We start from the raw sequence: 22,885 nt of genomic DNA, 5'->3' as shown, positions 1-22,885 counted from the left end.
TACGATAGCTATAGGCTAACTGATAGGCATAATAAAGGAGATTACCGGCTCATGACACCCCATCAACATACCGATACTACTCACGCATTTAGCGATGAACGGCATGAAACCAAGAAGCGTGTACTGATCGTAACTGCTGTCGGCGCCGAACGCGATGCGGTGCTTCGCGGCCTGCAAGGAATGAAGGGCGTTGACGTCATCGCAGCGGGAGTAGGCGCAGCCGCAGCGGCCGCACGGACGGCTGCTTCGCTTGCTGCTGCGACGGCATCATACCGCTTAGTCATTAGCGCCGGCATTGGCGGCGGCTTTACCGGAAGAGCTGAGATCGGCTCACTCGTCGTAGCCGATCTTATCGTCGCTGCCGATCTGGGGGCAGAGTCGCCGGATGGCTTTCTCAGCTTAGACGAGCTAGGGTTCGGCTCGGCTCGCATTGCCGTTAGCGCCGAATGGAATAATCGTCTGTTTGACGCGATTCATTCGGCCGGATTACCAGTTAGCTGCGGCCCTATACTTACGGTCACGACGGCAACCGGCACCGCTGAGACAACCGCTGCTCTTGCTGATCGGATTGGCGGCGCAGCGGCCGAAGGCATGGAAGGGCACGGCGTTGCGGTAGCCGCCTCCGGACTTGGCATTCCGGTTACCGAAATACGCGCCATCTCGAATGCGGTCGGGCCGCGTGACCGCGCCGCCTGGCGCATTGGCGAGGCATTAGCCTCTTTAGAAGCAGCAAGTAAAGCCATACGGGAGGTATTAATATGAATATCGCATTCTCTCCATGCCCAAACGATACATTCGTCTTCCACGCTTGGACGCACGGGCTTATCCCCGGCGCGCCTGAACTGAATGTGACGTATGCCGATATCGATATTACGAATCATTGGGCTGCAAATTCAGAAGGCCCCGAAGTTATGAAAATTTCTTATGCGGCGCTGCCTTGGGTATTGTCCGACTATAAGCTGCTGCCTTGCGGCGGCGCGCTGGGCAGAGGCTGCGGTCCGCTCGTATTGACGAACAATAACGAGGGAGAAACTAAACCCGCCGCACTCGCCGGCAAGCGGGTAGCCGTTCCCAGCGAGCGTTCGACCGCCTATCTTCTATTCCGGTTGTGGGCTGCCCGCAATGTGCCCGGCGGAATCGGTGAAATTATCGTTATGCCCTTCCACGAAATCATGCCTGCGGTACGCGACGGCCATATCGATGCCGGGCTGGTCATCCATGAAGCCCGCTTCACTTATCCGTCCTACGGGCTCAGCATGCTGATTGATCTTGGCAGCTGGTGGGAGTCCGATACGGGCCTGCCTATCCCGCTCGGGGCAATCATTGCCAAGCGTTCACTTGATACGGCTGCCATTACCGGTTGGATTCGCGCATCCGTCGACTACGCTTGGACTCACCCGGAGGCATCCCAGTCGTATATTATGACGCATGCCCAAGAGCTGTCGCCGGATGTCGCCAAGGCGCACATCGATCTTTACGTCAATGAATTTACTGCCGGCCTAGGCGAGGATGGCTACGCCGCGATAACCGCTCTGCTTGGCCGCGCAGCCGAGGAAGGACTCGTGCCCGGCTTCGACCTTGCACTGCTTCGTTAATGAAAACAGCGAACAGCCCCAATTCTAATGAATTGGGGTTGTTCGTTTAATGATTAAAAGGCTTCAGCTTGAAAATGACCTTCCCTGATGCTGCGTCGTAATGTCCGTTACGAACGGTTTGAAGCCTGCCTTTGTCATCTACATAATAAATAACGGCTTTTTTCGGATTTTCTCCAGCTTTGAGCGTGTATGGCACTTCAACCGTAATGTCATTTTCACCTGAAAACTTCTTGATATCCTTTCCATCGATGGTTAAATCAAAATCGTATAACATGTTTCCGCCAACCTGCTGCCGCACGTCAGCTGGTAACGCTGCCGTGTCCGCCTTTGCAACAGCAAACTGTAATTTGCTTTTACCTTCTTTGATAAGACTGGTAGAAAGATTGACTGCTGCAAAGTTTGCATCGATCCGAAGCCTGCGAATTTTATTCGCTGCGATTCCTTTAAACGGTTCAACAGGAACGTCAACTTGTATTTTTTTGGAACCCGCGCCCGGCTTAACTTCAATTACGACCGAACGATCGGTGGACTGCTGTATAGCCTTCCGTAAATCACCTGCCGTTACGGCTGCGACTGCTGTTCCATTCGTATTCACTGCTGCCGTAACGGTAATCGTATTTTTCACTACCGAATCAGGCGCAACATCGCCTGTCACGATTCCAAGCCCGTTGGTGCCAACGTAGACACGGCCGTATACTCGCGGGTCGCCTGTAATCGTCCGGTTAGCAGAACCAAACTGGTGCTCGTCATCGTTAATTCGAATCCATGTCGCAGCTTCGTCGTCCGAACGGTAAATGCCGTACTTGCCATTTACTTTCGCATAAGAGTACAATGCCATGTACTCTTCGCCCGGCTTCGCTTTACCGAAACCGATGGCAGCCGCCTCGTCCACATTGCTTACATTCGTGAAGGTTTGGCCGGAATCCGTCGAGCGGAACAAACCAAATGAATTCTCGATGTCGCTGTTGTCTTTTGCAGCACCTAACCAAATATCGCCTTCAATGCCCGGAACGGCTTTGAACTTGCTCGTAAGCGCTTTTGGCAGTCCGGCTGCTGCAGACTCCGTGAACGTTGCGCCGCCATCCGTACTGTAGTAAAACTTACCGTTTGAAAAGCCATAAAACTTATTCGTATTTACACGGTCTGAAGATACCATAGCCTCTGCCGGTATGCCCTGGGAAGCGGTCCATGTTGCACCATGATCTGTTGAATAACTGACTGGTTCGCCACCCGGACTCCATACTATGGTTCCTCCGTCAGCTCCAACCGCTGCATAACCGCCTCCCGTTGGATTCCCTACATTTGCAGCCGGACTCCAGGTTACTCCATTATCCGTTGAAACGCCCATTCTCGGGTTCGAACCGTCCGCATTTCCGACACGAACGACGATATTAGGATTCAATTCCGCATAGTCAAGGTCCGTGCTTGAACCGATATACGGATTCGTAATCATCTCCGGCGCTTTGTTCAAATCCTCATGACGGAAACCTCCGATGTCTCCCATAGAGCTTAATAGAGGCGCTCCTGAAGGAGGGCTGATCAAGCCAAGTATGGCCGTTTCTTCAATACCGTCGGCAAATACGGAAATATTTACATTTTGGTCATTATCAAATGCAGTCAAATTGTTAGAACCATATAAAGTAGCACCGGTTCCATACATCATCCGATCGGAATTAAACGGATCAATTTCCAGATCGCCCATCATCCAGCCTAGTTTCGGATTCTGCTCCGGTAAATTTTTCACTTCACCCCAGTCCAGCCATGGAGAAAGCGAGTAATCGATCGTATACTTATTCTCCCGGTTCGGCCAAGCCGGAATCGACCAGAATGTTTTCCATGTAGCGCCGCCATCTGTACTGCGGTAAATATTATCGTCCGGCCACCATTTATTCATCGTCGCGACCATAATCGTATCCGGATGCTGCGCATCGACCGCTAAGCCGCCATAAGGATTGGCCGTATCATTAGTCGGACTGATAGACTTCCACTCGCCTGTCTTCGTATTCAGCTTATGCACGGAGCCTTGGCCGCCGTTATAAGGACCAAGCTCCTTCGCATAAGTGACGTACAGCATACCGGTTGAGGAGAGCGCGCCGTGGTTCGGCAGGAAACCTTCGGCAGGCTGACCCGGCACCGCTTCCCATGTCGTCCCCCCATCCACGCTTCGGAAAATGCTATTTCCGGTATCCGCAACGCCGACATAAATCGTCTGCGTGGCATGTCCTGCCGCACCTGTCGATTTGTCGAAAACGATCCAAGCAACGCCAACTTTATCGTTGTAGTAATCGACAACATTGCCTGTAGCCGTGAAGCTGTCCACCTTGCTCCACGTCTCGCCGTAATCGGCGCTTCGCCATAAGCCGTTGCCGCTGCGAGCTCCGAAATAAAGGATGCGATTATCGTTCGGATCAATGGCAAGACGCTCTCCCATGTTGCGGCCCGGCATGTTGCCGCCCATTTTGAACGGCATTTCCGTTCTCTCCCACGTATCTCCGCGGTCGGTTGATCGCAGCATGACGCCGTTCATGTCCGTCCAATCATTCGTATAGGTGCCGGATGCGATATAGACGCGATCGGGGTCGATAGGGTCCGTCGCTAAGCTCTCGACACCGAGCATATTCCATTCGTCAAAGCTTACGAAATCCATTAGCTGTATCCATTTGCCCGTATCAGGATTCCAACGGTAAGCCGCCCATGTCGGTACGCGCATAGATTAAATCCTTCTCTCTTTCGTTATAAATAATGCCGGGTACATATCCGCCGCCTACGACCTTCTGCCCCATTCATAGGCTTGATTAAGCGGGGCTTGCGCGCCGTTTTCCGCTGACACGGTCGCGCTCGTACCCGCTGCAGGCAGCATTATAGCAATCGCAAGAACCAAACTGCATAGCTTTTTTCTCATTCTTCAAGCTCCTTTTATCGTATTGGGTAACATTCAATCCGGCAGCCGCTATCCCCTTTCAATCAACCATTTTTGAGTAATCCGACAAATATGTAACCGCTGTCATTTACAATGTAAGCGATTCTGTGTTTGTAAACCACCTCCATTATCCATCCTAAAATCACCCTATTTTTTGACTTTCGAGCGTTCCCAAAGTACGGGCGCACAAGAAAAAGCCTCAAATGAGACTTTTGAGGCTTTCTTCAAGCTAGCCGCTTATTCACCTTGTTCCCGCTCTGCCACCGTAAGCGGACCGAAAGCATCCGCAGCAGCGGCATCATCATCAGCTTCGACGAAACGTTTCAGCGCGGACAATTTATTTTCCCAATAACGCTCGTAATAGGCCAGCCACCGCTTCAGCTCAAGGAGCGGCTCGGGGTCCAGCCGGTAGCGCGTTTCCCGTCCGACCTTCCGGTCCTTCACAAGCCCGGCATCCGCTAATACGCGCAAATGCTTCGAAACCGCCGTACGGCTCATCGTAAAATGGCCGCTAATAACGGTGACCGGCAGTTCCTCATCGCCAAGCAAATGAAGCAGTTTGCGGCGCGTTGGATCGGCAATCGCCTGAAACACATCATGCTTCGGTGCGGACTCAGCCATCTTAGGCCTCTACATACTTGCTCAAATTTGCCACAAGACCAATCCAACCGCCCGACATTCTGTCACGAACCTCTTCATGCGGCTGACCGAATTCGGTAATTTTGTCCGCATCCCAGCCTGAATGAACAAGCGTAAATTCCGTTTTGTCTTCCAGATCGACTAGCTCAAAGGTCAAGGTCCAGTCCTTGCCCCATTCGAAAGAAAGGCGGTTAGGCGGATCAAGCACCGTTACCTTGCAAGGGGATTTGCCGAAGGGCCCTGCTTCCAAATGAAACTCATAGCCCAGCTCGGCCCGAAAATCATTCGGCATAAACCATGCTGCTATGCCCTCCGATGTAGCAACCGCATCCCATACTTTCTGAATCGGCGCATTAAGTACGAGCGTTTGCCGAATATCCGGTAAAGCGCCCTGTTTATCTTTATTTCCCATTTGATGACCTCCGTTTTTCTTACCATTACTTCTCCAATATGAAACCTTTTGGTTTCACGTCGTCATTATATGACAGCATTTGGTTTTATGTCAAATGGAATAACAGATGCATCATCTAATTATTCACCATTTGATGAAGAATAGGATGTTCTGGGCAGTCTGAGAAAATCCTAATGAACAGAAGATTGGTCCATATATTCCCAGTAAATGATTCTTCCGCTTGCAGGTTTACGGAACTCGAATAAGCTGGGGAAAGAGCTTTCATTTCTAAGCAGAGAGGACCATAAAGAAGCGCAAATGATATAAGCGATTGTAGAGACGGCAAGGAATATTTTCTTGAATATATTTACAGCAGATTTCGCTCCTTCCATTATTTGTACACTGAAACTGGGCTCCATACTGGCTACAATATTGACCAAAGGAGTTGAAAAAATGAAAAAAATAATTTCGGTGATTGTAGCAGCAGTGTTGATGTTAGGTTCCTTGGCTTCGGTTTCAGCAGCAAGCGGGCAGTACGTGGCGACGAATAATGGCTGGGTTACGGTCTACAAAGAACCTAGTACTTCACAAGGAAGCATTGGTCGTCTGCAGCTTGGTCAGAAAGCAAAGTTGATCTCTAAGTACAACAAGTATTGGTACAAGGTTAGTTTTAATGGAAAGACAGGATACATAACTACCAATAGCAAGTACACAAAACTAGTTGGTGCGTCAGTTCAAACTACATCTACTACATCTACACCTAAACCTGCCTCATCATCTTCTGTAGAAGCCAAAAGAAACAAGGTAGTCCAAACGGCACTTTCTTTGAAAAATAAGGTCGATTATGTTCACTGGACAAAAAGACAAGAAACCCGCGCACCATATAAAACGGACTGTTCAGGCTTCACTTACCTTGCATATAGACTTGCAAAAGTCGGTGTCCTTCTAGTCAATAAAGACGATGACGATCAAGCTAAAGTAGGAAAAAAAGTCGCATGGGGTAACTTTAAAAAAGGCGACTTGATTTTCACTTGGACAAATGCCAAAGATAAAAGCAATGTTGGCCATGTAGGAATCTATATTGGCGGAGGAAAAATGATTCACAACGCCGGCTCCAAAAACGATGTTATCATTTCCAATATCAACAGCAGCTACTATAAAGAAAGATTTATTACAGCAAGACGAGTTATCAACTAACAATAGCTGCCGTTACACAAAAAAATAATCAAAGAAAAACGAGCCTTTAGAATCACTAGGGCTCGTTTTTCATTTAGGAAGACGATCTGACCCCCCTATATTTTTGCGTTTTCCTAATAACTGTTTTAAAGCAGTCTCCCGGGGGGACTGCTTTTTTTACGCATCGAAGAACGATGTAAAAGCTGCACCTGCCTCGTTAACTCCGGCCGCTTCCGCCCATTTGCCCCCTACCAGCTTGCCTCCGGAGAAGACCGCTTCGCGAACCGGAGCAGACGCAATCGCGTGCTGCGCGTTCATGGCGGCAATGAGCATGAAGCTGGCAGGATCGCCCTCCTTCGGCGTAAGCGGGCCGGCCGAAATAAGCGGATACGTTTGCAGCAGCGCATCGTCAAGTATCCAGCCGAATTTCTCCGCAAGCTTCGAGCCTCTTGCGAGCAAATCTCCATTGCCGAACGGGCTCCACGCATCAAGAATATTGTCCGAGCCGACATGTACTCGCACTCCCTCTGCCACAAGCTGGTCGACGCGCGGCATCGGTCTGTCGAGCGGAACACTCGTGATGATCGCAACATCATTCGCTTTCAGATACTGTGCCAGCTCCCTCGACTCGGCTTCGGATACCTGCCCCATGCAATACGCATGGCTGACTGCCGTTCTGCCGCCTTTGCCCGCTTGTGACGTTAACTCAGCGAAGCGGCTGATCGTGTACAAGCCCAAATGGCCCGGATCATGCAAATGGAGATCCACCCCCGCATTAAATTCGGCGCTGAGCTCGAAAGTAGCCTCCAGACTCCGGTCGACCGCATGATCCAGCCCCGCCGGATCGACGCCGCCGACATACTCGGCACCGGCGCGCAGCGCATCCTTCATGACATGCAGCGAATCGGACCGCAGCAGCCCCTGCTGCGGGAAAGCGACTATTTCTATTTCCATCACACCTCGGTATTCCTCCCGAACCTGCAGCACATGCTCCAAATGCGATATCCCGATTTGCGGATCAACATCCACATGCGTCCGAATCTTGGTCGTACCGCGGCTAAGCAGCAGGTCAATAAGGCGGCGCGCGCGTTCGGCTGCCGTCGTCGGCAGCGAAGCAAGCATCGACTTTTCAAACGCTAATTGCCCGGGCAATGATATAAACGGCTGCAGCGGTCTCCATGGCTCGCCCAAAAAATGTTTGTCCAGATGAATATGCATATCGGTCGTAGCCGGCAAATAAAGCAAGCCCTCGGCATCCTTAACGCCAGCTGCCTTCACGCCCGCAGAATGGCTGTCGCTTGGCGTTATACTTGAAATAATGCCCTTCTCCAAATCCAGTGCGATATCGAATAAGCTTTCATGAATACGAATACGGTTTATTTTCGTGATGCACATGCTCGTCACCCTCTACTTCGTCATTTCGTTAATGTGCGCCCAGATAGGCTTTGATCATGCGGTCGTCATTCAGCAATGCAGAGGACGATCCATGCAAAGCTACGTTTCCATTATCAACAACGTAGCCTCGCTTCGCAATCGACAGTGCCTTATGCGCCATCTGCTCGACGAGCAGGATCGAAGTTCCGTCATTGGCTAAAGCTTTTATAGTGGCAAAAATTTCGTTTACGATAATCGGCGCAAGCCCAAGCGACGGCTCGTCGAGCAGCAGCAGCTTCGGCTTACTGATCATCGCCCGCGATAAGACTAGCATCTGCTGCTCACCACCGCTCAGCGTGTAAGCAAGCTGATTCCGCCGCTCATGCAGACGGGGAAACCGTTCAAAAACAAGCTCCAGCTCCCTCTCAAACAGCGGTTTCGATACGGAGCCGATCTTCCTCTTCAGCCCCATCCGCAAATTTTCGACAACCGACAGCGTTCCGAATACTTCGCGTCCTTCCGGGACAAGCGATACACCAAGATTCGACGTTTTGTTCGCAGACAGATGGGTAATCGGTTTGCCATCCAGTTCGATTACGCCCGCGTTCGGACGGACGAGGCCAAGCACCGCTTGCAGCAGCGTCGTCTTGCCTGCGCCATTGGAGCCGATGACCGCAACAATTTCGCCGTCCTTCAGCTCCATATCGATTCCCTTCAGCGCATGGACCGCGCCGTAGCTGACGTCTAACCCTTTAACGCTCAGCACTGGCGGCCACCTCCTCTCCGCCCAGATAAGCCTGAATAACACGCGGATCGTTCAGCATTTGCTCCGGGCTGCCGGTTCCGATGATTTTGCCAAAATCGAGCACCGTAACCGTATCGGATACGCGCTGCACAAAATCCATATGATGCTCAATTAAGATGATCGTCATGCCATGCTTAACCAACTTGCGCAGCAGCTGCTCCAGCTGCTCAATCTCAGCAGCTGTCATCCCTGCCGCCGGCTCATCGAGCAGGAGCAGGCATGGCACCGCTGCCAGCGCGCGGGCAATCTCCACCATACGCTGATGCCCGTATGGCAGCTGGCTCGCCGGCATATGCCGGTCGCCTTCGTAGCCGATTAAATCAAGCAGCGCATGCGAGCGCGCCTCCTTAAGCCGCTCCGTCCGCAGCTGCTTTGGCGTTCTCAGCAGCGACGACGCGAAACCGCTGCGCTCGCGCTTCGTCATGCCGGTCATAATATTTTCGAGCACGGACAGCTCCTTGAACAACCGGGAATGCTGGAACGTCCGGGAAATGCCAAGCTCAGCCGCCGCAGACAGCGAATGCGGTGCGAACTTCTGCCCCTGCAGCGCAAACGTCCCTCGATCAGAGCCATATAGGCCGGAAATGACATTAAGCAGCGTGGTTTTACCTGCGCCGTTCGGACCTACCAGCGAGTGAATCGTACCGGAGACAACCGTGAGGCTGACATCCTTTAGAGCATGCAGTCCGCCAAAATGCTTATGGATTCCTTCAAGCACAAGCATCCGCTTCTCCCCCGTCCGCAGCGGCGCGGCGAACAGCTCTTTTTCCAGGCCGTGGCCGGCCATCCCTAATGCCCGCCGATCATCCTTGCCTGCAAACCGGCTCAGCCGGGGGGCGAACCAGCCAGCCGCCGTACCGGCAATCCCCTTCGGCAGGAAGAATAATACCGCGAACATAATGCCGCCGTACAAAGCCATCCGCAGCCTTTCCATGTCGAGCACCTCAGGTAAAAACACGATAATGACTGCCCCGATAACCGGTCCCAGCACTCTGCCCGCCCCGCCCAAAATAACGATAAGCACCAGCTGAACAGAGATTTGAAAGCTGTACGTATCCGGACTAATAAAGCTGTTGGTATGCGCGTAAATTGCGCCGGATAAACCCGCAAGCACCGAGCTGACGGCAAACCCCGCATACTGAACGGTAAACTTGCGGATGCCAAGCGACGCTGCGGCAATTTCATTTTCCTTAGTCGCAATCATCGCTCTTCCCCATGAGGAGCGGCGCAAATTACGGGCAAACAGCAGCACAATAACGGCTAGGGCTAAGACGAATAAATACATGCCTTTGAGGTCAAAGGTATAGGCGGCGACTTGCGGCTTCGCGATACCCGATATGCCCAGCGGTCCGCCCGAGAAGGCATCCCACCGGATAAGCGCTTCATGGATGACGACGCCGAAGGCGATTGTAATCATCGATAAGTAAACGCCTCCCGCCCTAATGGTCGGGATGGCAATCAAGCTGCCGATTATAAACGATACGAGCATGCCTGCAAGAGCGGCTGTCCAGAAGGATATGCCGTACTTGGTGCTGAGGAAGGAAGACATATAAGCCCCGATAGCCATCAATCCCGCGTGGCCGATCGAAACGATGCCGCAATAACCGATTAAAATATTCATGCCGGTGCATGTAATAACGAAAATTCCGATCATAAACAATAAGTTCAAATAATACGTATCGACCATCCACGGCCCTGCGGCAAGCAGCCCTACAGCCGCAAGAACGGCAATCCGCCCTGCAGCAGACCGGAAGCCCAAGCTTTGACTGACAAGTTGATTCATAGCGCACCCCCTGACGATCCGAAATTACACTTTTACGATAGTTTTGCGGGCATTAAACAAGCCCGTCGGCTTCCAGTACAAAACGAGAATGACTAATCCGTAAACAAACATCTCCCGGAATGCTGTCGAAATATACTGCCCGATGAACGCCTCAGAAATGCCTAAAATGAGCCCGGCGGCAACGATACCCTTGGGATTGTTAACGCCAGCGAGAATCGCCACAGATATTGCCTTAAGCCCGAGCGGCAGGCCGATATCGACAGAAACCGCATAATTGGTAGACATCAAGGCGCCGCCGATTCCTGCAAGCAGCCCGCTCAACACATAAGCAACCGCAACGATTTTGTTACTGCTTACGCCCATGATTTCAACCGCTGTCCGATTATCCGCCGTTGCCCGGAGCCATAATCCCCAATGCGATTTTTTGTAAAATAAAATCAACAGCAGCAGCAATGCACCTACGACCGGCAAAAATATAAACTCCTTCCAATAGATGCCCGCCCCGAAAAAACGAAGCATCCCGTCGCCCGCCGGAGAAGGCGTTACCCCTTCATCCGGACCGTTAACGTAAAGGGAGACATCTTGAATAACAATGCCGACCGCTATCGTGCTGAGCACCCATTCGATCGAATTTGCGCCTTTGTCGAACTTGCGGATCGCGAGCCTCTCTATACCCAGGTTTAGCAGCCCTACCAGAAGCGCCGCAAGTGCGAATGAAACAAGAAAGGGCAGGTGCAGAGGTCCGGCGAAGCCGAACATAAGCACCCCGCCAAGCATGACCAGCTGTCCTTGCGACATATTGAGTGTCCCGTTCACCACAAACGTCAAGCTGTACCCGAGCGCGATCAAGGCATATAGGCATCCGACCGCGAGACCGCTAATGATGAGCTGGAGGATAAGCGACATGTCCATCCCTCTTTCCTTATTGTGACTTACTGCTTGTCAGAAATGACCAGCTTGCCGTCCTTCCATGTGCTCATGAGGTACGAATTGACATCAACCGCATCGTGATTTTCAGGCGTAAACGCCTGCTCCCAATCCTTAATGACCCCGCTGTACGTGCCAAGGTTCGTCTCCAGCGTGTTTTTGACCGCTTCGCGATCCTTTGCCAAATCGCCGGTTAAGCCTGTTTTCCCGATCGCTTGGAACAGCATCATCGCGGCGTCATAGCCTTGTGCCGCAGATGCGAAGGTTGTTGGGATATGACCGAATTTCGCCGTAAAGTCTGCCAAAAACACTTTGGCTGTCTCGCGCGTTTGATCCACATTGAAGTTTGCCGTTTGAATGGCGTACGTACCTTCCGCCAGCTCCTTGCCTACCTCCTGAGCGCCCTTATTTGCCATGCCGTTCTCGCCGACGACCGGCACCTTCCAGCCGAGTTTATCCATTGCTTGCAGCACATACCCGTTAGCCGCGCCTTGCCCGAACAAGTAGATAACCTCAGCTCCCGCTTCCTTAGCGCGGTTAACCTGTGCCGTCATGTCTTTATCCTTCGCATTGTCGAATGACTCGATTGCTGCAGGCTTTAGTCCTTCCGCCTTCAAAACCTTCGTCATCGCCGCAGCGGCGCCTTTGCCGTAACCGCCATTCTCATGCAGTACCGCGATATTTGTCGTATGGAAATGCTCTTTGATGAACTTAAGCGCATATTGTGCCGTAATGTTCGCATTCATTCGTACGCCGAACGTCCATGGCATACCGGATTCCACGGATGCGGGAACGTTTGAGGTCGCTACCATGAACGGGAACTTCTCCTCCATAATGATCGGTGATTGTGCCAGCATAACGGTGCTGTGAAAACCTCCGATTGCGGCAAGCACCTTTTCCTTTTGGCTAAAATCGCGAATTATGCTTATGCCGCGTGTCGGATTTTGCTCCGTATCGCGTACGACAAGTTCGACAAGACGCCCGTCGATGCCGCCTTTCGCATTTACCTGATCGACCGCCACCTGTACGCCCTGATACAGATTGACCGAATTCATCGCATTATCGCCAGTCGCTTCCGTTGACATCCCGATCAGAATCGGCTCTTTGCTTCCCGTTACCTCACTCGCAGCAGGCGCGTTCGCCGCCGCCGATTCCTTACCGTTACCGCCGCCGCATGCAGCCAGCACCCACATCATGACAACAACCAGCAAACCTAACGTCCATTTTGTATTCGAAAGCTTTTTCATTCGCAAACCCTCTCCTCTATATGGTTTTTTATTAAAGCCCCTGTAAGCTGCTCGCGACCTGCGTCTCCGCTACTTTGACGCCGCGCTTCCATACCGTTCTGCGCTCCGGCTTATCCAGCAGAATGTCCCGCTCGGACGGCACCGGGAACAGCACCATATCCGCTTGAGCCCCTATTCGCAGTCCATACCTCTCTATGCCAAGCGCCCTTGCCGCCCCTTCCGTCAACATTCGAATCAATTGACACGCATCGGCATCACCGCCCATATAAGCGGTAACCGCCAGCAGCCAAGCGGTCTCCAGCGGGTCGGCTTTCCCAAACGGCGTAAACGGGTTGCGCACATTGTTGACTCCGACTACGACGTTCACCCCTTTCTCAAGCAGCAGCTTGACAGGCGTAAGCCCTCGCCGCTGCTTCTCCTGATCGCCCCTGCCGTTAATAAACAAATCGGTAGCCGGCAGGCTCATAATATGAAGGTCAGCCTCCTTAATCTGCTCGGCTACTGACTCCGCACGCGAGCGCGCAAGCGACCCTAATGAGGTCACATGTCCCGCAGATACGAGCCCTTGCATTCCTGCCGCGATCGTTCGGCGCGCTATGTCTGCAATAGCAAGCTGCTCGGGATTGTCAGAGAAATCAGCGTGCAAATCGATAGGCTTCCCGTATTTGCCGGCCATCTCGAACACGAACTGCAAATGCTCGTTCAGGTCCGAATCCTGGTATGTAATGCCGCCCACCACATCGCCGCCAAGCCGCATCGCTTCCTCCATGAGCTCAGCCGTACCGGGGCTTTTGAAAATGCCCTCCTGCGGAAAAACGACAATTTGCAAATCGAGCATATGCTTCACGCGCTCCTTAAGCTCAAGTGCAGCCTCGAAGGCGGAGAGGCCCAAAATCGGATCGACCTCTGCGTGGCAGCGCATATGGGTGACGCCGCTGCGAACCGCTGCGCGAATGACTTCCAGCGAACGAGCCTCCATATCCTCCATCGTAAAACCGCGCTTCATATCGGCGGTCATGCGAATAGCATCGTGCAAAGAGGCCGCCTCCTGCTCCATCCGCGATAGCAGATAAGCCTTCTCAAGATGAATATGCGGCTCCACAAAGCCTGGCAGCAGCATCCCGCCAGCGCCGTGCTCTATTTGAAGCGCATCCGGGACATGATCACCGCCGCTCGGTGCCAGGTACGCAATCGCACCCTGACGTATCCCGAGATCCATGAGCCTTTTTTCATTCTGCAGATGCACCTGAGTCAGCAGTAAATCCAGCAACACTCTCACCTCTGTTCAAACTATTGATGTGGACGGAGAGTCGAAGGATACAATTCGGCTCTCCCGCCTCCTTTATGTGATGTTATTTAACATTGAATCTCCTGAAAAAAGCATAACTTCTCAATCGCTTGCTGTCATTGTTCGATTAGTCTAAAAGTTCCCATATCAATTGGATCATTCATCCAACTTCCACTTTACAACATCGCGGTTTGATGTTAGTTTTTATATCATCATAAATAATGAGAGGATGGACAACCATGCTGCTCGAGCAATTGCTTTCCAACGCCATATTTGCCAAATCGCAAGTTATTGCAGGCCGCAGCGGCTTATCGCGCAGCGTTCAAACCGTTAATATCATGGATGCGCCCGACATCATTCATTTCTTAAGACCCGGCGAGCTGCTGCTCACGAACGGCTACTTCATGAAGGAAAAGCCCGGGATGCTTCTTGAGCTCATGACAAAAATGGATCAATTGAAATGCTCCGGTCTGGCGGTCAAAACAAAGCGTTTTGCGCTTGATATTCCGCAGGAGGTGATGGACGAGGCGAACCGGATCCATTTCCCGATTATCGAAATCTCTTCGGTGGAGCATTCGCTCGGGGAAATTTTGCAGCGCTCAACCAGCGTTATTTTGGACAATAAAAATGATGAATTGCAGTACTCCTTAACGATCCACAAGCAGTTTGCCGCGATGATTATGAAAGGGAACGGCATTCCCGAGATTATTACCGCGTTAACGATGCTACTGTCCTCACCGGTGCTTCTGCTTAGCAGCAAGCTGCAGGTTACCGCACACTCCCACCATTTCAAGCAGCCGGGCATGCAATCGCTTATTTCCGCCGCCGAGGCGGTGTTGAGCGGCATTCCCGCCATACAAACCGCGGCGCGGCTTTGCCTTCTCGATCCCGCGCTGCGCAAATATCGCCATATCGAGCTTTATCCAATATTCACCTACCGGCACGAAGGATATCTCATCGCTTTCCAGCCCAAGCAGGCTGCATCTAACCAATACGGCTTAACGCTCGAGCAGGCCTCCAACGTCATTGGGATGGAGATGTCGAAGCGTCAGGCGGTAAAGGAGCGTTCACGCCGGTACAAAAACGAATTTTTCTCGGATTTGATCGACGGCTTTATCGGCTCCGAGCAAGAGGCGCTCCACCGCGGCAAAAAGTACCGCCTGCAGCAGCAGGGTACATGGCTGCTCTTAGCCGCGCGAAACGACGGGCAAACCGGCATTCTTCCGGGTATGACAAAAAACACTGCGTCCTTATCCGACGAACGTCTAATTTCCGAGCGCGACGTGCAATATGAGCTGATTAAGCGACATTTTTCACTGCTTGAAGCGGACTTTGTCATGTTTACGAAAAATGATTTGTTCGGCATGCTTTTGTTCATTCGGGAATCGGAGTGGGAGGAGACCGCGTTTCTGAAGCGGCTGGCTGCCATGACCGAGCAGCTGTACGAACAATCCCAGCTCAGCATCTCGATCGGCGTCGGCAATCCGGTTACGAATGCACTCGACATCGGACTCTCCTACAACGAGGCTGTCAAAGCGCTGCAAATCGGCTATCAATTGAAAAAAACGAGGTTTGTTCAATCGTATCAATCGAAGGATATCAGCTATCTTTTCCGGATGATTCCTTATGATGAGCTAAAGCAATTTTACGAGGAGACGTTCCAAAGCTTCTCTGCCGCCGAAGAGAATGAGCAAAAAGAACTGATGCGTACGCTGAATATTTATTTCGACACACAGTGCCAGCTCGTTGAGACGTCGAAACAGCTTTTTGTTCACCGCAATACGGTTATTTACCGACTGGACAAATGCGAGAAGCTGCTCGGCATCAAGCTCAAGGATCCCGTGGAGAGCCTCCGCTTCCGCATCGCCTTCGCAATCGAGCCGCTCTTGCGTGCAGGAAAAAACGAATCGAGCTTTCGCGAGTCCGGCTTTCCCGGGCGGTAACTTGCAGCTTGCGAGGAGCTATGAGCGTCAACAAAGAAAAGGGACGATCCCCAGGGGGCAATGCTGCCCTCAAAGAAAGTCCCTTCAACATTTAAATAGGTTCGATTATTCCAAATTTGCATGATTGCCGTACATCGCCTTACCGCTTAGCTCCTTCTTCTCCATCAGCCGCAAAATAACGGCATCGCATGCCAGCAAAAGCATTTGCTCAAACAGCGAGCCCATCGGCTGAATCGTAGAAGCTTCATCATCCGCTTGGTCCTTCGGCGCTCCCGGCAGCATCACCAAGATATCCGCTAGTTTACCGATCGTCGATGCCGGGGAGAGCGTCAATGCGCCTACCTCTGCTTCCAGGCTTCGAGCCTTTTCCGCCATCGGTATAAGCGATTTCGTCTCACCTGAACCTGATCCAATCAGGAGCAGATCACCCTTGCCCAAACTTCGGGTTACTGTTTCGCCAACAACATACACGTCGAACCCAAGATGCATGAGCCGCATCGCGAACGCCCGCATCATCAGGCCGGAGCGGCCTGCTCCGGCTACAAATATGCGTCCGGAAGCGCGGACAGCATCGGCCAATTGCTCCAATTGCTCCCCAGCAAGCTGATCCGCCGCCAAATTCAGCTCATTCAATACCGCAGCCAGTTTGTGATGGTTTCGCATCTTCCCGCTTAGCCCTGTGTAATCAATTGCCGCATCTCGGAAGCTGTGGCTTTGATGTCTTCTTGACCGGTAATACCGCCGCCTACGATAATCAGATCAGGCCCCGCCGCAATAACCTCGGGCAGTGTGCTGAGCTTGATTCCGCCGGCTACGGCAACCTTCGCATTTTTGACGACGGCTTTGATTGTACGAAGGTCCTCGAAGGAGTTTTGTCCCTCTGCTTGAAGATCATAACCCGTGTGAACGCAGATGTAGTCCACGCCGAACGAGTCGACCTGTGCGGCGCGCGCCGCAAGGTTTTTCACGGCAATCATATCGACCAAAATTTGTTTCCCTTGTTTTTTGGCTTCTTCAACCGCGCCCTTGATGCTTGCATCCTCCGCTACGGCAAGAATCGTCACGATATCCGCGCCGGCCTCGGAAGCCTTCATAACCTCATAGCCGCCTGCATCCATGATTTTTAAATCCGCCAGGACCGACAAGCCCGGGAAAGCTTCTTTTAGCGCTTTTACCGCGTGCAGACCTTCGTTAATAACGATCGGCGTACCAATTTCAACAATATCAACAAAAGGCTCCACTTGCTTAACGACTTCAATTGCTCCAGGAATATCGACAAGGTCTAATGCTAATTGCAATTTCATTTATCATTCACTCCTCTAGGTTTTGTTTGGCTGACAACCCCTATTCTAGACGCCCATAGTCCAAAAAAACAGTACGCACTTTGATGTAACGTAGTACCCATTTGGGAACCATGAGGAGCGGTTTCATTCATTTTTCATGCAGGCTAGCATATCTTTCCTGGTGCTGCTCGCCCCACTGCGACATGACATTAAGCAGCTCCTTTACGGTTAATCCGTACTCCGTCAACGAGTACTCTACCTTAGGCGGCACCTGCACATAAATCTTCCGTTCGATGATCTCATCTTCCTCTAATTCGCGCAGCTGCTGCGTAAGCATTTTTTGCGTAATGGCCGGCATTTCCCGCTTCAGCTCACCAAACCGGTGCGTGCCCTCGGTTAGATGACAAAGGATTACCGGCTTCCATTTGCCGCCTATTACCTTTAAGGTTAGTTCTACCGTTTCTTTAAAATGCTGATCTCCCAAAGTAAACGACTCCTTTTGCATAAAAATAATACTATTCTACTAAAAAGTTGGTTCTTGCTTTAAGTTTGATGTAACCTAATAATGGAACATAACGTATTTGATTCCCTGGTAAAAGGATATCATATCCGTGTCGCTACATACGAATCGAGAAAACGGAAACAAGCAGAGGAGAGATCAGCATGGAATTAAAAAATAAATCAGCTATCATTACCGGAGCCGGCAAAGGGATCGGCAAAGCGATCGCAGCCGCACTTGCCGCAGAGGGCGTAAACCTCGGCTTAGTCGCCCGGACAAGCTCCGATCTGGAAGCTTTGCAAACAGAGCTTGCAAACGAATATGGCGTAAAAGTTGTCATTGCTGCAGCTGATGTATCTGTAAAATCGGATGTCGATCAAGCTGTTGCAGCTCTCAAGGAAAGCCTCGGCTCCATTGATATTCTGATTAACAATGCGGGTATCGGCACGTTCGGTACGCTGCTGGATATGGACCCCGAGCAATGGGAGCGGATCATACAAACGAATGTGATGGGAACCTACTATGTCACCCGCGCCGCGCTTCCAACCATGCTGGAGCAAAGCAGCGGAAGCATCATTAATATCGCTTCTACAGCAGGCGAGCGCGGTTTTGCAACCGGCTCGGCTTACTGCGCATCCAAGTTCGCCGTCATCGGCATGACCGAGGCGCTAATGCAGGAGGTTCGCAAATCGAACATTCGCGTCACAGCCCTTACGCCAAGCACCGTCAACACGGAGCTGGCATCGAATGCGGGTCTAAAAATCGGCGACGAGGATCGCATGATGCAGGCCCGGGATGTAGCGGAGCTGGTCATAGCAGCCTTAAAGCTGCCGGATCGCGTATTTATCAGAACGGCCGGCATTTGGACGACAAATCCGCAATAATAAGCTTTTACAAACAAGAGGCAGCCGCTCAAGGGAAAATACCTAAGCCGCTGCCTTTTTCTATGTACGCGAATCCGTGGTGTAGAATTTAGCTGATTAAGCTATACTAAGACAAGCATTTTTGAGGCGAGAAGAACGACAAAATATTTGCCATTTACGCCAAAGATATCCGCTGCTTTAACCGCTTTTACGACAAAATGCTGGAAAAAGCGACGAAATACGAGTTAATTCATGAAATGATCATTTGACTCGCTCCGCCTTTCTATGAATAATATAAGTAAATAGATAGATAAATAGATAGTACATTGGCTAGGAGGAAATCAAATGTCCATTGTTCCACGTCTATTGGAGTTTAATAAGCAGTTTGTTGAAGAGAAGCAGTACGAGAGCTATTTGACTGACAAATTTCCTGATAAAAAAGCGGCAATCCTTACGTGTATGGATACACGGCTCGTGGAGCTGCTGCCTAAAGCATTAAATCTAAAAAATGGTGACGCCAAATTCATTAAAAATGCCGGCGCGGTTCTGACCCAGCCGTTCGGCAGCGCGATGCGCAGCATTCTTGTCGCCGTCTACGAGCTTGGCGCGCGCGAGGTGCTAGTCATCGGCCATCATGGCTGCGGTATGACAAACCTGAATACCGAGGGTATGGTTAACAAGTTTATAGACCATGGCATCGATCCGCTTGCCATTGAGACTCTCGAAAATTCAGGCATTCGTATGGAGAAGTTTTTACGGGGCTTCTCAAGCCCTGCGGAAGGCGTCATGCAGAGCGTCAAATTAATTCGTAAGCACCCGCTCTTCCCTAAGGACATCCCGGTTCACGGCTTTATTATCGATCCGAATACGGGAGCGCTGGAGGTTCTCGTTCAGGATTTCCGCGAAGAATAGCTGCCGAACGCACTTCAACTATAGTTGGAGTGCTTTTTTTTAGCGCGCATCTACCTAAACCGGATCTCGGCAACCTGTCCGCTCTCTAAGAAACCTACATTTTTATATACTTTGTTGGAGGCCTGGTTTTTGGTATCTGCATACAGCATCGGTTCTCTATTCTCTTCCTCCAAAATCGAGCAAAGCCCCGCTACGATTGCGCTCGCATATCCATTCTTCCGTAAAACCGGCGGCGTATAAACGGCATTAATCCGACCGTGCCTTCGGGAACGGTGAGCGATATTAGCCATCGCCACCGGCAGCTCATCTACCGCCCAAAAATACAAACTCCCCCTCATGATCATCCCTTCTGCCGCAGGGAGCTGGCTGGCAGGTATGACCGATGCTCCGAAAGCATCCTCAGAGAAGCCCGCCAAAAATTCGGCGACAAGCTCTACGTGTTGACGCGAGGCTTGGATCATTTTCCCCTTAACCTTGGCTGGCTTATTCACCTTGGGGCACGAGTACGACTCCATCAGCATGCAGGATTGATATTGCAGCTGCTTGGCCTCCGAATAAAGCTTAGCGAACAGCTCTGCCGTAGACGGGGTTCCGCAAATGCCGGGTAAATCCGTTCCTTTATAACAGGCTATAAGCTCCTGTATCAGCGTCAACCTGCGTGCATCGGTCACATCATCCGACAGCCATAGCCAAGCATTATGCCCCGGCGACCCGGCAAATACCATCCGGCCGTCGGTTGATTTCAGACTAGTCGCCCCCTCGATTGCGGAAATCAGATGAATCAGATTATATTGCAGCTCATCCCGCATAAACGGAAACTGGTGCAAAACATGGTCATCCGGATGCAGCTTCTCCAGCATATGATTCCTCCCCCTGCCAATGGTTCATCCTCTACCAAGTTGTAGAGAAGCTTAATTATAGTAGTCCATAACTTACTATACCCTTAAAATGAGCGGATGTAACAATCCCGTTCTATGCACCGCTCTCCATCTAGAACTCGAAATCCTGAACCGACAAATCGGTATTGACGCCAATCGCGGCCTTGCTGCCCTCTCCGGCGGCAATGATTAGCTGCGCGGGGGCAATAATCGAAGAGTCACCGGCAGCATACACGCCTCTAACGCTCGTTCTGCCATAATCGTCTGTAATGAGGCCGCCTGCTTGCGTCATCGCGCAGCCGAGCGCTTCGCCGAAGGGGACCGCATGATCCCAGGACGGAGTAATGAAGCCGCCTGCGCGCTTTACCGCTGCGTTATTTGCAAAAACGACGCGGCTTAGCTGTCCATTCTCCCCGTACAGCGCTTTAATCCGGTGCAGATTTATTTGAATGCCCTTCTGCCTCAGCTGCCCCATTTGCTCCACGCTCAAACTGTTCGCTCCATTCGTGCATACGAGCATATCCTTGCTCCAATTGTAGACGATTTTCGCCAGTTGGAATATGTTCGAGCCCTCTGAAATGACGACCAGCGGTTTATCCCGCAGCTCCCAGCCGTCGCAATAGGGACAGCTGAACAAGCTTTTGCCGTAATAGTCATGAATGCCGGGCACTGACGGCAATGCTTCCTTCAGCCCGGCAGCCAAAATAATGGTGCGGGCCTGATACATGACGCCATTGCCCGTTGTCAGCTGAAAGCCTTCTCCCTTCGGCTCCACCTCCGTGACCTTGTCCGGTTTAATCGTCACCGAAGGGTATTGGGCAATATCCTCATGGGCAAGCCTGCGGAATTCGCGCGGCGGAGTGCCGTCTCGCGTGATGAAGCCGTGCGACTCATGCGTCACCGCGTTTCTAGGCTTGTTATTATCGAATAAAATAACGTCTCTCCGCGATCTTCCAAGCACCAGCGCAGCATTTAAGCCCGCCGGCCCGCCCCCGATTATGGCACAATCCAGCCTCAAATCTATCACTCCTTACTCTATATAATAAATGTCTAGCATATCTGTAATATTTAAAAAAAATTGATTGCTTATCTTTATTCATTTATCCGGGGAAGGATGCATCCAATGCTTTCAGATGATCGAATAACCCTTTTCTTATTACAAGAGAAGGGTTGTTTTTATTTTCTTATATTCGGCCATGGTTTCTTACCTGAGCCGGGTGCGGAAGGCTCGGCCACGGCTGCCGTCAATGCAAGATTAATCGAGTGAGGCTGTTACCGTTTCTTTCTAACTATTGCGATTCCCAGAAGCAACAAGGGGAGCAGAAGTCCGAACGTTAGGGCGTAAAACGGCCGTACGCTTGTATCGAACGATATGACGTAGGATCTATTAGGAATGATTATATAACACACTGCGTAAAGGATCATGCCTAGAGGCAGCGTTAGCGGCCGATGATCATTAAGGTTCAACGTCTGGGAAAGGCTTAAAACCGTTATATGAAAACAAAGGATCAGCTTAAAGAAGATGGTTATAAACCAGACTGCAGTGATGATGACCTCAACCCTTTGAATAAATTCGCCGATTTCTATTATTTTGGCTAATTCAAAACTGGAATAGAGTTCGCTGGCCGTATTTCCCGCCCCCATCACTAAAATATTCATTAGCGTGATCCCGAACAAGACCGCCCCCCCTATCAGCGTTCCCGATAAAAAGGCTTTCTTTGCTTGTTTGGGCTGTTTAACATTCGGAAAAATCATCAACAATAAAACAAGCTCCAGAAAAGGAAAGCCGATATACGGTAATGCGGCACTGAGTGCGGGCTTTATTCCTTTCCCCAGCACCGGTTCAACATGCTTGAATTCAAAATCAGGAACAAGCAATAGGACGAATAAGCATAATAACGCAATAACGAACGGAAAAAAGATGTCCGCAGTACGCGCTATATTGGAAACGCCATAGTAAACTCCAACTGCCACTATGGTAAGATAGACGAAGTGTATCGCATTAATTGGCGTTTCTACCAGCATGGATGAGGTGAGAAAGTCACCCAGGTTTCGCAAGACGAGTGACGATAAGATAAAGACGTATCCAAACCATAGAAAAGAAACGAAAGTACCCAGCCATCTGCCGCAAATTTCCTTGCTGATCTCCACCAAAGTTTTGCCGGGGAAACGGCTGGCTAATGCGCTGTACAGCCATACGAGCAACAGAGCGGCGATCACACCGACAATAGCTGAAATCCATGCATCTTGTTTGGCTTCTGAAGCAAGTACTCCCGGAAGCAAAATGATGGATGGGCCAATGATGAAAAGGGATACCAATTTTCTAAATTGATTCGCCTGGATATTGTCATTTGCCGACACC

Annotated in this window: 21 protein-coding genes and 1 pseudogene; 6 read left to right on the top strand and 16 right to left on the bottom strand. The window is 51.1% G+C overall.

Going from position 1 to position 22,885, the window contains the following annotated elements; genetic code table 11:
• Window positions 1-51: 51 nt before the first annotated feature.
• Window positions 52-762 carry a futalosine hydrolase gene (locus tag AC0YNZ_RS12655; protein WP_475826937.1) on the top strand — a complete coding sequence of 237 codons (711 nt, stop codon included), beginning with the start codon at window positions 52-54 and terminating at the stop codon, window positions 760-762.
• Window positions 759-1,595, top strand: a complete 837-nt coding sequence (locus AC0YNZ_RS12650; RefSeq protein WP_475826936.1) for a 1,4-dihydroxy-6-naphthoate synthase — start codon at window positions 759-761, stop codon at window positions 1,593-1,595. Before AC0YNZ_RS12655 ends, AC0YNZ_RS12650 begins: the two co-directional genes overlap by 4 nt.
• Window positions 1,596-1,641: 46 nt before the next feature.
• Here the strand turns inward: AC0YNZ_RS12650 and AC0YNZ_RS12645 are convergent.
• From AC0YNZ_RS12645 to AC0YNZ_RS12630, 4 genes and pseudogenes are all read right to left on the bottom strand, one after another.
• Window positions 1,642-4,360, bottom strand: a pseudogene (locus tag AC0YNZ_RS12645) (xyloglucanase); the annotation flags it as partial.
• Window positions 4,360-4,497, bottom strand: coding sequence for a hypothetical protein (locus AC0YNZ_RS12640; RefSeq protein WP_475826935.1), 138 nt, complete (start codon window positions 4,495-4,497; stop codon window positions 4,360-4,362). The gene AC0YNZ_RS12640 and the pseudogene AC0YNZ_RS12645, both read right to left, overlap by 1 nt.
• Before the next feature lie 255 nt (window positions 4,498-4,752).
• A complete protein-coding gene (locus AC0YNZ_RS12635) occupies window positions 4,753-5,136 on the bottom strand; it encodes an ArsR/SmtB family transcription factor (protein WP_475826934.1) in 384 nt (127 codons plus the stop codon).
• Between the two features lies 1 nt (window position 5,137).
• Window positions 5,138-5,566, bottom strand: coding sequence for an SRPBCC family protein (locus AC0YNZ_RS12630; protein WP_475826933.1), 429 nt, complete (start codon window positions 5,564-5,566; stop codon window positions 5,138-5,140).
• A 432-nt stretch (window positions 5,567-5,998) separates the two neighbouring features.
• On the opposite strand from AC0YNZ_RS12630, the gene AC0YNZ_RS12625 reads away from it, so the two are divergent.
• Window positions 5,999-6,742: a C40 family peptidase gene (locus AC0YNZ_RS12625; RefSeq protein WP_475826932.1), complete on the top strand. Its 744-nt coding sequence runs from the start codon at window positions 5,999-6,001 to the stop codon at window positions 6,740-6,742.
• Between the two features lie 156 nt (window positions 6,743-6,898).
• On the opposite strand, the gene AC0YNZ_RS12620 is transcribed toward AC0YNZ_RS12625, so the two are convergent.
• The 6 genes from AC0YNZ_RS12620 to AC0YNZ_RS12595 are packed head-to-tail and all read right to left on the bottom strand — an operon-like array spanning window position 6,899 to window position 14,127.
• Entirely contained in the window at window positions 6,899-8,116 is a 1,218-nt protein-coding gene (locus AC0YNZ_RS12620) for an amidohydrolase family protein (protein ID WP_475826931.1), read from the bottom strand.
• A gap of 28 nt (window positions 8,117-8,144) precedes the next feature.
• Complete coding sequence (locus AC0YNZ_RS12615) at window positions 8,145-8,861, bottom strand: ABC transporter ATP-binding protein (RefSeq protein ID WP_475826930.1); 717 nt, start codon at window positions 8,859-8,861, stop codon at window positions 8,145-8,147.
• Window positions 8,848-10,683 (bottom strand): branched-chain amino acid ABC transporter ATP-binding protein/permease, encoded by a 1,836-nt coding sequence (locus AC0YNZ_RS12610; protein WP_475826929.1) that lies wholly within the window; start codon window positions 10,681-10,683, stop codon window positions 8,848-8,850. Before AC0YNZ_RS12610 ends, AC0YNZ_RS12615 begins: the two co-directional genes overlap by 14 nt.
• A 24-nt stretch (window positions 10,684-10,707) precedes the next feature.
• Window positions 10,708-11,589: a branched-chain amino acid ABC transporter permease gene (locus AC0YNZ_RS12605; protein ID WP_475826928.1), complete on the bottom strand. Its 882-nt coding sequence runs from the start codon at window positions 11,587-11,589 to the stop codon at window positions 10,708-10,710.
• 26 nt (window positions 11,590-11,615) lie between these two features.
• On the bottom strand, window positions 11,616-12,857 hold the full coding sequence (locus AC0YNZ_RS12600; RefSeq protein ID WP_475826927.1) for an ABC transporter substrate-binding protein: 1,242 nt from the start codon (window positions 12,855-12,857) through the stop codon (window positions 11,616-11,618).
• A 31-nt stretch (window positions 12,858-12,888) separates the two neighbouring features.
• Window positions 12,889-14,127 carry an amidohydrolase family protein gene (locus AC0YNZ_RS12595; RefSeq protein WP_475826926.1) on the bottom strand — a complete coding sequence of 413 codons (1,239 nt, stop codon included), beginning with the start codon at window positions 14,125-14,127 and terminating at the stop codon, window positions 12,889-12,891.
• Between the two features lie 257 nt (window positions 14,128-14,384).
• Here AC0YNZ_RS12595 and AC0YNZ_RS12590 point away from each other — a divergent pair, with 257 nt between their 5' ends.
• The gene (locus tag AC0YNZ_RS12590; protein ID WP_475826925.1) at window positions 14,385-16,088 is read left to right on the top strand and encodes a PucR family transcriptional regulator; all 1,704 of its coding nucleotides are present in this window, start codon (window positions 14,385-14,387) and stop codon (window positions 16,086-16,088) included.
• A 105-nt stretch (window positions 16,089-16,193) separates the two neighbouring features.
• On the opposite strand, the gene hxlB is transcribed toward AC0YNZ_RS12590, so the two are convergent.
• The 3 genes from hxlB to AC0YNZ_RS12575 all read right to left on the bottom strand — a co-directional run bounded on the left by hxlB (window position 16,194) and on the right by AC0YNZ_RS12575 (window position 17,876).
• On the bottom strand, window positions 16,194-16,751 hold the full coding sequence (hxlB, locus tag AC0YNZ_RS12585) for a 6-phospho-3-hexuloisomerase (protein WP_475826924.1): 558 nt from the start codon (window positions 16,749-16,751) through the stop codon (window positions 16,194-16,196).
• An 8-nt stretch (window positions 16,752-16,759) separates the two neighbouring features.
• Window positions 16,760-17,392, bottom strand: coding sequence for a 3-hexulose-6-phosphate synthase (gene hxlA / locus AC0YNZ_RS12580; RefSeq protein WP_475826923.1), 633 nt, complete (start codon window positions 17,390-17,392; stop codon window positions 16,760-16,762).
• Between the two features lie 127 nt (window positions 17,393-17,519).
• On the bottom strand, window positions 17,520-17,876 hold the full coding sequence (locus tag AC0YNZ_RS12575; RefSeq protein ID WP_475826922.1) for a winged helix-turn-helix transcriptional regulator: 357 nt from the start codon (window positions 17,874-17,876) through the stop codon (window positions 17,520-17,522).
• Between the two features lie 158 nt (window positions 17,877-18,034).
• Here AC0YNZ_RS12575 and AC0YNZ_RS12570 point away from each other — a divergent pair, with 158 nt between their 5' ends.
• Both AC0YNZ_RS12570 and AC0YNZ_RS12565 read left to right on the top strand, forming a co-directional pair.
• The gene (locus AC0YNZ_RS12570; RefSeq protein ID WP_475826921.1) at window positions 18,035-18,754 is read left to right on the top strand and encodes a 3-ketoacyl-ACP reductase; all 720 of its coding nucleotides are present in this window, start codon (window positions 18,035-18,037) and stop codon (window positions 18,752-18,754) included.
• A 324-nt stretch (window positions 18,755-19,078) separates the two neighbouring features.
• Window positions 19,079-19,645: a beta-class carbonic anhydrase gene (locus AC0YNZ_RS12565; RefSeq protein ID WP_475826920.1), complete on the top strand. Its 567-nt coding sequence runs from the start codon at window positions 19,079-19,081 to the stop codon at window positions 19,643-19,645.
• 50 nt (window positions 19,646-19,695) lie between these two features.
• Here the strand turns inward: AC0YNZ_RS12565 and AC0YNZ_RS12560 are convergent, their stop codons facing one another.
• The 3 genes from AC0YNZ_RS12560 to AC0YNZ_RS12550 form a co-directional block, all read right to left on the bottom strand.
• Window positions 19,696-20,505, bottom strand: coding sequence for a GNAT family N-acetyltransferase (locus AC0YNZ_RS12560; protein WP_475826919.1), 810 nt, complete (start codon window positions 20,503-20,505; stop codon window positions 19,696-19,698).
• 130 nt (window positions 20,506-20,635) lie between these two features.
• The gene (locus AC0YNZ_RS12555; RefSeq protein ID WP_475826918.1) at window positions 20,636-21,541 is read right to left on the bottom strand and encodes an NAD(P)/FAD-dependent oxidoreductase; all 906 of its coding nucleotides are present in this window, start codon (window positions 21,539-21,541) and stop codon (window positions 20,636-20,638) included.
• A 254-nt stretch (window positions 21,542-21,795) separates the two neighbouring features.
• On the bottom strand, window positions 21,796-22,884 hold the full coding sequence (locus AC0YNZ_RS12550) for a GerAB/ArcD/ProY family transporter (protein ID WP_475826917.1): 1,089 nt from the start codon (window positions 22,882-22,884) through the stop codon (window positions 21,796-21,798).
• Window position 22,885 lies beyond the last annotated feature (1 nt).

This window comes from Paenibacillus sp. J2L1-98 (genome assembly GCF_056269405.1).
This window is presented reverse-complemented; position numbering and strand designations above follow the sequence as displayed.